This window comes from Clostridium sp. DJ247 (genome assembly GCF_014231265.1).
The window spans coordinates 1-11,819 of record NZ_JABAIW010000008.1 but is presented as its reverse complement, the minus strand read 5'-3'; the positions used below and the strand labels follow the sequence as shown (position 1 = coordinate 11,819).

7 protein-coding genes and 1 pseudogene are annotated in these 11,819 nt (G+C 32.2%); 6 read left to right on the top strand and 2 right to left on the bottom strand.

All coding sequences use genetic code 11. The features are described 5' to 3' along the window. Positions 1-227 precede the first annotated feature (227 nt). The 3 genes and pseudogenes from HGI79_RS04940 to HGI79_RS04930 all read left to right on the top strand — a co-directional run bounded on the left by HGI79_RS04940 (position 228) and on the right by HGI79_RS04930 (position 2,958). A complete protein-coding gene (locus HGI79_RS04940; RefSeq protein ID WP_185649557.1) occupies positions 228-1,082 on the top strand; it encodes a bifunctional 5,10-methylenetetrahydrofolate dehydrogenase/5,10-methenyltetrahydrofolate cyclohydrolase in 855 nt (284 codons plus the stop codon). Positions 1,083-1,350: 268 nt separating this feature from the next. Continuing rightward, a pseudogene (locus HGI79_RS04935) lies at positions 1,351-2,316 on the top strand (NAD(P)/FAD-dependent oxidoreductase); the annotation flags it as partial. Between the two features lie 51 nt (positions 2,317-2,367). Further along, entirely contained in the window at positions 2,368-2,958 is a 591-nt protein-coding gene (locus HGI79_RS04930) for a DUF1836 domain-containing protein (RefSeq protein ID WP_185649555.1), read from the top strand. Positions 2,959-3,353: 395 nt separating this feature from the next. Here the strand turns inward: HGI79_RS04930 and HGI79_RS04925 are convergent, their stop codons facing one another. Continuing rightward, positions 3,354-3,668, bottom strand: coding sequence for a 4-fold beta flower protein (locus HGI79_RS04925; protein ID WP_185649554.1), 315 nt, complete (start codon positions 3,666-3,668; stop codon positions 3,354-3,356). Positions 3,669-3,990: 322 nt separating this feature from the next. Further along, on the bottom strand, positions 3,991-4,620 hold the full coding sequence (locus HGI79_RS04920) for a RusA family crossover junction endodeoxyribonuclease (RefSeq protein ID WP_185649553.1): 630 nt from the start codon (positions 4,618-4,620) through the stop codon (positions 3,991-3,993). A gap of 560 nt (positions 4,621-5,180) precedes the next feature. Here HGI79_RS04920 and tsaD point away from each other — a divergent pair. The 3 genes from tsaD (at position 5,181) to HGI79_RS04905 (ending at position 11,535) form a co-directional block, all read left to right on the top strand. Continuing rightward, positions 5,181-6,206, top strand: a complete 1,026-nt coding sequence (gene tsaD, locus HGI79_RS04915; protein WP_185649552.1) for a tRNA (adenosine(37)-N6)-threonylcarbamoyltransferase complex transferase subunit TsaD — start codon at positions 5,181-5,183, stop codon at positions 6,204-6,206. Positions 6,207-6,647: 441 nt separating this feature from the next. After that, entirely contained in the window at positions 6,648-10,085 is a 3,438-nt protein-coding gene (locus HGI79_RS04910; protein WP_185649551.1) for a pyruvate carboxylase, read from the top strand. Positions 10,086-10,413: 328 nt separating this feature from the next. Next, positions 10,414-11,535: a M20 family metallopeptidase gene (locus HGI79_RS04905; protein WP_185649550.1), complete on the top strand. Its 1,122-nt coding sequence runs from the start codon at positions 10,414-10,416 to the stop codon at positions 11,533-11,535. The last annotated feature ends 284 nt before the right edge of the window (positions 11,536-11,819 follow it).

Sequence of the window (11,819 nt, the reverse complement as noted above, 5' to 3'; positions counted from 1 at the left end):
AGATAACCACAACTTAAATTTAACTTATACGTAGAGATATATTACCAATATTGAAGCTACATCTAATATTTTTTTATTAGTCTTAGCGAAAATTTGAGCTTTAGACTAATTAAAAATATTTAACGTGATGAAACATGGTAATATATCCGGTCGTATAAGTTAAATTTCGGGCATGGTTATCTATAGTGTAAAATAAGTATTATTTATATACAAAGGAGAATTTAAGTATGGCTCAATTAATAAAAGGTAAACCAGTTGCAGATGCTATAACTGAGATTTTAACTAAAGAAACGTCAGAATTAAGAGAGAAGGGAATTACTCCAAAGTTAACTATAGTTAGAGTTGGAGCAAATGGAAGTGACCTTGCCTATGAAAGAGGAGCATTAAAAAGATGCGAACAAATAGGAATTTTAACAGAAGTCAAAGAGTTTCCAGTAGATATATCACAAGATGAATTTATAGATGAATTAAGAAAAATAAATGAAGATAAGACTACTAATGGTATATTAATTTTCAGACCATTTCCAAAACAACTAGATGAAAGTACCATTAAATACATAATTGTACCAGAAAAAGATGTAGATTGTTTTAGCCCTGTTAACGTAGCTAAGATAATGGAAAGTGATGCTACAGGTTTTGCACCTTGTACTCCATCAGCAGTTATTGAAATATTAAAACATTATGATGTACCTATATCAGGAAAGAAAGCTGCAGTTATAGGAAGATCTATGGTAGTTGGGAAACCTGTATCCATGTTGCTGTTGAATGAAAATGCTACAGTTACCATCTGCCATTCAAGAACAGAAAGTATGCATAAAGTAACATCAGAAGCAGATATATTAGTAGTTGGTATAGGTAAAGCTAAAATGATTGATTCAAAATACGTGAAAGAAGGAGCCGTGGTAGTGGATGTAGGTATAAATGTAGATGAAAACGGCAACCTTTGTGGTGATGCAGACACAGATGATTGTGTAGAAAAAGCTTCAATGATAACACCAGTGCCAGGTGGGGTCGGAGCAGTAACTACTTCCATACTAGCAAAGCATGTTATAAAGGCATGTAGGATGCAAAATAACCTATAATTATATTATTGTAAATTTATTTAGTAAGTTTATAATATTCATAAATTAGTTTGGAGTTATATGAGCCAAGTTAAGGTATACATAGTATGCTTTAAATTTTGGTTCTTTTTGCTTTCAAGATTTAGTATATTATATAATATAGTTAATAACAGAGAAAACTAATGTATATAGATATTAAACAAAGTAACATTTCCAAAATTATAAGAGTTTATATAATGACATAAAAATGTTCAGAAAGGCTAACTGTAAAATTTGGAGGTTAAGATTAATGGAGAATTATGACGTAGTAATAATTGGTGGAGGTCCCGCAGGTCTTACAGCTGCAATTGCCGCAAAAGAAAATGGTATAGATAATATACTAATTCTTGAAAGAGAAAGTCAACTAGGAGGAGTATTAAATCAATGCATTCATAATGGGTTTGGAATTCGTACTTTTAAAGAGGATTTAACTGGTCCAGAATATGCTCAAAGATTGATAGATAAAGTTATAGACATGAAAATAGAATATAAATTAGATACTATGGTACTTGATTTAAATCCAGATAAAATTATATATTCAGTGAATCAAGAAGATGGAATTTTAGAAGTAAAAGCTAAGTCCGTAGTTCTAGCCACAGGATGTAGAGAAACCGCAAGGTCAGCTATAAATATACCAGCAAGTAGATGTGCAGGAATATACACTGCTGGAGCAGCACAAAGGTTTGTTAACATTCAAGGTTATATGCCTGGAACTGAAATTGTTATTTTAGGATCAGGAGATATAGGTCTTACAATGGCAAGAAGAATGACTCTTGAAGGGGCTAAGGTTAGAGCAGTAGTAGAACTTATGCCACAGATTGCTGGTACTAGGAAAAACTTGATTCAGTGCTTAGATGATTTCAATATTCCTTTAAGGCTAAGTTCTACAGTGATAGATATTAAAGGAGAAGAAAGAGTTGAAGGAGTAACTATAGCATCTGTTGATGAAGATAAAGAAGTAATAAAGGGTACAGAAGAATTTATAGCTTGTGATACATTGATTCTTTCCGTTGGATTGACTCCAGAGAATGAACTTTCTAGAAAAGCAGGAGTTAACATATCTCGCACAACGGGTGGGCCTGAGGTTAACAAGGAATTCGAAACTAATCTAGAAGGTATCTTTGCTTGTGGCAATTTACTTCATATTTATGATTTGGTAGATGATGCTGCTATTGGAAGTTATGCTGTTGGAAAAGGTGCTGCTGAGTATGTAAAGAAAAACTTACACTAAAGAAGAGACTAAAATCTTAGGAGGATTTATAATAAAATGGACGAGAAAAAGTTAGCAAAATTATTAGAGGATCTTTGTTCTTTTGAACAATTAAAGCTTTCAAATATACCAGATATAGATTTATATATGGATCAGATAACTACATTCATAGATGAAAAGTTTTCATACATAAAAAGGGATTTAGAAGATGCATCGTTAACAAAAACTATGATTAATAACTACACAAAGGCAGGTATATTAATGCCTCCTAAAAAAAAGAAGTACTCAAAACAACATATGATACTTATTATTCTAACTTATTATTTAAAGCAAATAATTTCTATAAATGATATACATGATTTGTTTTCACCACTGGTTCAGTCTATAAATTCGGGAGAAAATCATGATAAAGACTTGGAGTATATTTATAATACATTTTTGGCTATAGAAAAAAGTGAAACAGAAAAATTTAATCATGAGTTTCAAGAGAATTTTATAAATCATATAAAGCAAGAGTTAGGAGAAGAGGATAACTTTGAAGAGCATAAAGATATAAGTAAACTAATTATGATTGTAATTTCCTTAGTGTTAAAGGCTAATATACAAAAAAGAATGGCTGAAAAAATAATTGACGAGTTTTTTAAATAAGTTTAGATATAGTATACCGTGGGAATTTAACTTATACGACCGGATATGTTGCCAATCCTTCGTCAGGTTAAATACTTTTTAATTTAATTGTTAAGTAATCTATAAATCAAGATTTAGTAAAAAAGAAAGATACATTGTTGATTCAATATATGTTACCTAAAATATATAAACCCGGATAAATATCCGGGCCTTTTGTAAATAATACAAGCTAAAATAGTACTTTAGTTGTATAGAAATGTCCCGTTTTCTATACAATAACCATGAGATTTGAGTTCATAAATAATTCGGGTGAAAATAAGATATATTATAAAAAGCAAGATTTATATTTATTTATATTATAGATAGTTATTTTGCAGCAGGAAAAGATGGCTTTACCACCATTCCCAGCTTATCGGCTAGAATCTGCGTATGAAAAAACGCCTAAGGAGTAATAGGAGAAGGATAGCTCCAAGTAGTCCACGAAAGCCTTGATTTCCATATCCAATATAGTTTCCAGCCATATCGTATAAATGATAGCCTTCGTAATAACCCACAGGTGTACCATCCATTGTATAAACTAATCCGTTACTTACATATGCCAAAGGGGTATAATATTGGTCGTAAACCATTGAACCATCAGTATAACCTGCGACATTGTTAAATTCGTCATAAATTACATTTTCATCAACATAACCATAAAGCCTACCTTGGGAATCATATACATTTTCCATAAGTTCGCCACCTTTTTATCATTTTGTTATTAAATAGAAAGCATAAATGTTCTTACACTGTACTAAGTGTTTATTGGAATCTTCAATTTAGAAACATGAGTTTAGAACGCATAAGAATTATTGCTTTCTATAAATCGAAGAAACTTAATTCCTCTATTATAATATATGCAGCATGAGTATTCTTGCTAATGTGAAACTTGATTGTTACGACAGCAGCAAGTTCCCCAATAGGGTAACTGTTACTTCTCCAAGCAAGGACTTCCTGGGCGCGCCAAGCGAAGGGCGTCAAAAAGAAGTAAGAACGGTGAGGCTTGTCTTTATCCTAAAATAAGTTCTTTAGGCAGTTCTTACAGATGAAAGTTGCGCCCTTGTTTGCTGTGACTAGGTCATTTTTTTGAACTGCTTTGTTACATATTTCGCAATGAAATTCCTTCGTAGTTATAGATGTTTTAACAATTTTCTCTGAAGAAGGTAAACTTCTCTTTTTATTTGAGGGAGGAGAATACTCTAAGGGGGTGTCTTTTATAGGCTTTTTGCGTATTTCATAGTCTATTTCATAGGTACTTTCTCCAAAAAGCTCTAATTCAAATCTAGGGTTTTCTTCGTCGTAAAACTCTTCTACTATAATTCTTCTAATCTGTGCATCATTAACTATAAGACCACTTTTTTCAATACCATCGAATATACTTTTAGTAATATTATTGGTATCCGGATGTCTTTTTTTGCTTTTATAATATACTTTAAGTATAGCAATAAGAGACTCACTCAATACTATGCCAGGGTTTTGGCTTCTGGTTTCATAGGCAATTTCTTCCTCGTATAAAGCATATCTATCATGATATTTACCTGAATTGTAAGGTAAAATAGCTCTTCCGTTTATGTTGAAAAGTTTAAAATTGGATTTTGATATGGGGGAACCTTTTACTATAACTTTTGCATATGTATTGTTCATAATGTACTCCTTTATAGAAACTGATCTCAAACTTGAAACCTATATATAATCATGCCCGAAATTTAACTTACACGACCGAATATGCTGCCAAACTTCGGCAGGTTAAAAACTTTTAATCAGTCTAAAGTTCGTGTTTAAGCAGAGAGCCAAAATCTGTGATTTTGTGCGAATCGCTTACTACTCTGACGTAAGGAAGAGTAGTTTCATTATAAATTTATAAGAACCTTTGATAAACTCGTACCTCAGTCCGGACCAACTTATCAATTACCATTGATAAGTCGCTGGTTGAAAGCTTCTAAGATTTTCATAAACACTTCACTAAGACTGATAAAAACGTTTTTAAATGTGCCATCAGTTTTGGCAGCATATTCCTACGTATAAGTTAAATTTAAGTTGTAGTTATCTATATAGCTAAATTATTGATAAGTATAATTATATCACAATAAATTATTATATATAGTGTGTAGTCAGTTGAATAAAGGTGGAGCATTGATTATAATTTTCGGATAAAGTATAATTATTTCTAGTATTTTTAATAAAAATGAAGTGAGGTAAAATCCATGTGTAAAGATATAAAAGTACTTGCTATTGAGTCAAGTTGTGATGAAACATCGGCGGCAGTAGTAGTTAATGGAAGAGAAGTTTTATCGAATATAATTTCTTCTCAGATAGATATACATACTAAATTTGGTGGGGTAGTTCCTGAAGTAGCATCTAGAAAACATGTAGAAGCTATAGCTGCGGTTGTACAAGAAGCTTTAGATAGAGCTGGTTTAAACTTTAGTGATATAGATGTTATTGGCGTAACATATGGTCCTGGATTAGTTGGAGCATTGCTGGTAGGTCTTCAATATGCAAAGGGGTTGGCTTATGCATTAGGAAAGCCTTTAATAGGTGTAAACCATATAGAAGGTCACATAAGTGCTAATTTTATAGAATACAAAGAATTAGAACCACCCTTTGTATGTCTTGTAGTATCTGGAGGACATACTTTTATAGTGTATATGGAGGACTATGGCAAATTTGAGGTGCTTGGTCAAACAAGAGATGATGCAGCTGGAGAGGCCTATGATAAAGTAGCAAGGGCTATAGGACTAGGTTATCCAGGCGGACCTAAAATAGATAAAATTGCTAAAGAAGGAGATGAAAATGCTATAAAATTTCCTAGAGCAAATTTTCATGATGATAAATCTTTAGATTTTTCTTTTAGTGGTGTTAAATCTGCTGTACTTAACTACTTAAATCAAATGGAGATGAAAAATGAAAGTGTTAACACCGCTGATGTTGCGGCATCTTTCCAAAAGGCAGTAGTAAGTTTTCTAGTAGATAACACTATGAAAGCTTGCAAATTAAAAGGAGTTAATAAAGTTGCTGTAGCAGGAGGCGTAGCATCTAATACATGTCTCAGAGCAGCTCTTATAGAGGCTGGAAAAAATAATGATATAAATGTACTTTTTCCCAAATTTGAGTTGTGTACTGATAATGCAGCTATGATTGGAAGTGCAGCTTATTTTGAGTACTTAAGAGGGAATATAGCTTCATTGACTTTAAATGCTATACCAAATTTAAAGCTCGGAGAAAGATAGAAAAAATTACCTAAGATTTAATGCTTAGGTAATTTTTGTTTTATATTTATTATGAGGAAGTATGGTGATATATACCAGGTATAAGTTAAGTTGCTGCTCTTGAACCCTACAGTAAGAAACACGAAACATCATATATTTACAAAATTGATAATGTTATATATAATATTGTATGGCTATTGTGATTGTATATTGATAAAAAAGTTGCATTTTTTAGTAACTATATAAATGTGCAAAATATAATATGAATGATATTTTGTAGTAAAATAAATAATATACTTAGCTTTTTAGTAGAAACCATTTACAAATAAATGCAAGTAAAATAAAAAAACAATGCAATTGAAATAATTTTAATACTTATATATAATAATAATATTAAGACTTAGCAATCATAGTTGCAAATTAATTAATATGCAGTAATTTTATAAAAAGGGGCTGAATAATTTGATTAAAAAATTTAAAAGAGTTCTTGTGGCCAATAGAGGGGAAATTGCAATAAGAATATTTAGGGCCTGTCAAGAACTAGGTATTAGAACTGTAGCTATATACTCTGATGAAGATAAGCGTTCGCTTTTTAGAACAAAGGCTGATGAAGCTTACTTAATAGGAAAGAATAAAGGACCTGTAGAGGCCTATTTGAATATTGACGAAATAATAAGTCTTGCACTAAAAAAAGGTGTAGATGCAATACATCCTGGTTATGGATTTTTGTCCGAAAATACGGAATTTGCAAGAAAATGTGAAGAAGCTGGCATAGAATTCATAGGACCAACTGCTGAAATGATGGATCAACTGGGAGATAAAATTAAGTCGAAAATTGTAGCAAAAAAGGCAGGAGTAGCAACTATTCCTGGAGTTGAAAAGCCAATACAATCAGAGGAAGAAGCAGTAGAATTTGCTAAAATCTGTGGGTACCCTGTTATGTTAAAAGCTGCTGCCGGCGGTGGCGGAAGGGGTATGAGAATTGTAACCCATGAAGAGGAATTAGTACAAGCGTACAGAAGTGCAAAAAATGAAGCTAAAAAGGCTTTTGGTATTGATGATATATTCATTGAAAAATATCTAGAAAAACCGAAGCACATAGAAGTGCAAGTACTTGGTGACAAGCATGGTAATGTAGTACATTTATATGAAAGAGACTGTTCTATACAAAGAAGACATCAGAAGGTTATAGAAATTACTCCAGCAGTAGCTCTTTCAGATGAAAAAAGAAATGCTATATGTGAAGACGCTCTAAAAATAGCAAATTTAGTTGGATATAGAAGTGCTGGAACATTGGAATTCCTTTTAGATAAAAACGGAGATCACTACTTTATAGAAATGAATCCTAGAGTTCAAGTTGAACATACAATAACAGAAATGGTTACTGGTATTGATATTGTTCAAAGTCAAATATTAATCGCTGAAGGTTATGAACTAGGATCAAAAGAATTAGGAATAGGTAAGCAAGAGGATATAAAAATAAGAGGATATGCAATTCAGTGTAGAATAACTACTGAAGATCCTTCAAATAATTTTGCACCTGATACAGGAAAAATTGATGTATATAGAACTGGTTCGGGTTTTGGTATAAGATTAGATGGAGGTAATGGATTTGCTGGTGCAGTTATAAGTCCATACTATGACAGTCTTTTAGTTAAAACTACATCATATTCTAGAACATTCCAAGATGCTATAAGAAAGTCTATACGTTCAATAAAGGAAATGGAAATTTCTGGAGTTAAGACAAATATCGACTTTTTAATAAATGTGTTAAATCACGAACAATTCGCAAAGGGTGAGTGCGATACTAATTTTATAGCTGATAATCCATCACTGTTTGATATATCACCAAGAGCAGACGAAGAGTTAAGAATACTTAAATTCATAGGTGAAAAAGTAGTAAATGAAACTCATGGTGAAAAGACAGAATTTGATGTACCTTTAGTTCCAAAAGTAAAGGCAGTGGGAGATTTAAGTGGTACGAAACAAATTTTAGATGAGCAGGGAGCAGCTGGGCTAGTTAAATGGATAAAAGAACAAAATAAATTATTGTTAACAGATACAACAATGAGAGATGCTCACCAATCCTTAATGGCTACTAGATTAAGAACAAGAGATATGATTAAAATTGCTCAGGCTCAATCTGTTTTAGGAAAAGATTTATTCTCAATGGAAATGTGGGGAGGAGCAACTTTTGATGTTGCATACAGATTCCTAAATGAATCTCCTTGGGAAAGACTTAAGGAATTAAGAAGAAGAATACCTAATGTATTATTCCAAATGCTTATTAGAGGAGCAAATGCAGTAGGATATAAGAACTATCCAGATAACGTAATAAGAGAATTTATAAAAGAATCAGCAGATTCAGGAATCGATGTATTTAGAATATTCGACTCTTTAAACTGGCTAAAGGGTATGGAAGTAGCTATAGATGAAGTATTAAAGCAAGGTAAAGTTGCAGAGGCTTGTATATGCTATACAGGAGATATTTTAGATACAAGTAGAGATAAGTATACATTAGAGTATTACGTTAAATTAGCTAAGGAAATTGAAAAGACTGGTGCACATATTCTTGGTATAAAAGATATGTCAGCTTTATTAAAACCTTATGCTGCAGTTAAACTTATAAAAGCGCTAAAAGATGAAATATCTATTCCAATACACCTACATACACATGATACTACTGGTAATGGTGTTGCAACAGTTCTTATGGCTGCTCATGCTGGAGTGGATATTGTAGATACAGCATTTAATAGTATGTCAGGACTTACTAGCCAACCTGCTCTTAACTCAGTAGTTGCATCTCTGAAGAATACTGACAGAGATACTGGAATAGACTTGGATGGTCTTCAAAAGTTATCAGACTACTGGGATTCAGTAAGGCCTGTGTACACAAAATTTGAATCAGGATTAGTTACAGGTACTGCAGAAATATATAAATATGAAATACCTGGAGGACAATATTCTAATCTTAAACCACAGGCTGAAAGCTTTGGATTAGGTCATAGATTTGATGAAGTAAAAGAAATGTATAGAAAAGTAAATTTCTTGGTTGGAGATATAGTAAAGGTTACTCCTTCATCCAAAATGGTAGGAGACTTAGCTATATTTATGGTTAAGAATGATTTAACGCCTGAGAATATATTTGAAAAGGCAACAAATATGGCCTTCCCAGATTCTGTAGTATCTTATTTTAAAGGAATGATGGGTCAACCAGAAGGTGGTTTCCCTCAAGAGCTTCAGAAACTTGTACTAAAGGGAGAAGAGCCTATAACTTGTAGACCAGGAGAAATGCTTCCAGATGAAGATTTTGATAAGATAGAAGAATATTTATCACAAAAATATAAGATGAAGCCTACTAAAAAGGATGTACTAAGCTATGCATTATATCCAGATGTATTTGAAGGTTATTTAGAATCACTTAAAGAATATGGCGATTTAAGCCGTATGGGAAGTGATGTATTCTTCCATGGCTTATACGAAGGAGAAACTAGTGAAATCGAAATAGCAGAAGGTAAGACATTAATTGTTCAACTACTTGAAATTGGCAAGCTGGATTCACATGGAAACAGAAGTGTTGAATTCGAGATAAATGGTAATAGAAGAGAAGTAAAGATAAAAGATAGAGAATGTGCAGCAAGATCCATAAGTCTTGAAGAATCCACTGCTATAGCAGATCCTAATAACAAAATGGAAATAGGCGCAAGTATTCCAGGAACTATATTAAAGGTTCTAGTAGCAGAAGGTGATGCAGTAAAAGAAGGTCAAAGCCTAATAGTAATAGAAGCTATGAAAATGGAAACAAATATCACAGCACCAGTTTCCGGAATAGTTGAAAATATATTTGCTAAAGAAGGAAAACAAGTTAAGTCAGGTGAATTATTAATAAAATTAAAATAATTTGGTATTCATAAAGCTCTACTCTAAATTTAGAGTAGAGCTTTTAAGTTCATATAGATAACCATGCCACAAATATAACTTATACGACCGGATATATTACCATATTTCGCCACGTTAAATATTTTTAATTAGTCTAAAGCTCAAATTTTCGCTAAGACTAATAAAAAAATATTTAAATGTGACTTCAATATTGATAATATATGCCTACGTATAAGTTAAATTTCGGGCGTGGTTATCTATATATACGATATTGAAAAATAAAAAAAGTAGTGATAAAATGTGAATAATTATTCAATAGTATAGCTCATTATACAAGGGGGGAACTAACATGGATTTATGTAGAATTATAAGGGATAACATGGAAACTATATTTGACATTAGAAAAGAGCTTTCCAAAAATGCAGAATTATCTTTTAAAGAATTTAAAACAGCTGAAATATTAAAGAACTTTTTAGATAAATTAGGTATAAGTACTGAAACGATACTCGAAACTGGTGTGGTTGCATTAATTAATGAGGGGCAAGAATGTTTGGCCATAAGAGCAGATATGGATGCATTACCTGTAAATGGTGTCTCTCATGCTTGTGGACATGATTATCATATGGCAGTGGCGCTAGGCTGCGCACTAGTTTTAAAGAATATAGGATTTAGTAAATGCATTAAGTTTATATTTCAACCTGGAGAAGAAGATATAGGTGGTGCTGCACCTATGATTGATAGGGGTGTATTGGAAAATCCAAAAGTAAAGAATATAATAGGATTTCATGTATGGCCTGGTGTAGAAGTTGGAAAAATTCAAGTAACTGCTGGACCATCAATGGCATCTGTAGATGATTTCGCTATAAACTTTAAGGGCAAGGGCGGTCACGCAGCAATGCCGTATTTATGTAAAAACCCTATTTATCCTGCCTTGGATTTTATACAAAGTATGAATCAAAAAATTAATATTGAAAATGATCCATTAAATCCATTTGTTATTACTTTTTCTTCAATAAATGCTGGGAATGCTTGTAATGTAATTGCAGATGATGCAACAATACTTGGGACATTAAGAACTTTTGACAACCACTTAAGAAAAAAATTAATACAAGAAATTACAGATACAGCTAATATATGTGCACAGAAATATAAGTGTGGATCTCAGGTAAATTTTGATCCAGGATACCCACCTTTAATTAGTGATAAGGCACTTACTGATAAATTTATAGATGCTACTACTAAAATTTTAGGTAAGGAAAATGTATTAGACCTAGAGAGAAGCTTTGCCGCAGAAGACTTTGCATTTTTTGCTGAAAAAGTACCTTCTGTACATTTTAGATTAGGCATAAGTGATGGATTAAAAGGCCAACATCCACTTCACTCTACTAAATTTGACGTTTCAGATGAGGCACTATATTATGGAATCTATGCGGTAGTTAACTTTATCTTATCTATGGAAGATGAATTATAATAAAATATGTAATTCAATAGTATATATAGATACCCATAGCTTAAATTTAACTTATACGTAGGAATATGATGCCAAGACTGAAGGCATTTTTAAAAACTTTTTTATCAGTCTTAGTGAAGTGTTTTTAGGTACGAGTTTATCAAAGCTTCTTATTTTATATGAAACTCATCTTCCTTACGTCAGATGAGTACTCACAGAGTAAGCGAACATATCAAAATCACAGATTTTGTATGTCTGCTTAACCGATTCGCACAAAATCACAGATTTTGGCTCTCTGCTTAAAA

Excerpts from the sequence above, each read along its gene's own strand:
- HGI79_RS04940 (WP_185649557.1), top strand. The coding sequence starts at position 228 with ATGGCTCAATTAATAAAAGGTAAACCAGTTGCAGATGCTATAACTGAG.
- tsaD (WP_185649552.1), top strand. The coding sequence starts at position 5,181 with ATGTGTAAAGATATAAAAGTACTTGCTATTGAGTCAAGTTGTGATGAA.
- HGI79_RS04925 (WP_185649554.1), bottom strand. The coding sequence starts at position 3,668 with ATGGAAAATGTATATGATTCCCAAGGTAGGCTTTATGGTTATGTTGAT.
- HGI79_RS04920 (WP_185649553.1), bottom strand. The coding sequence starts at position 4,620 with ATGAACAATACATATGCAAAAGTTATAGTAAAAGGTTCCCCCATATCA.
- HGI79_RS04905 (WP_185649550.1), top strand. The coding sequence starts at position 10,414 with ATGGATTTATGTAGAATTATAAGGGATAACATGGAAACTATATTTGAC.
- HGI79_RS04930 (WP_185649555.1), top strand. The coding sequence starts at position 2,368 with ATGGACGAGAAAAAGTTAGCAAAATTATTAGAGGATCTTTGTTCTTTT.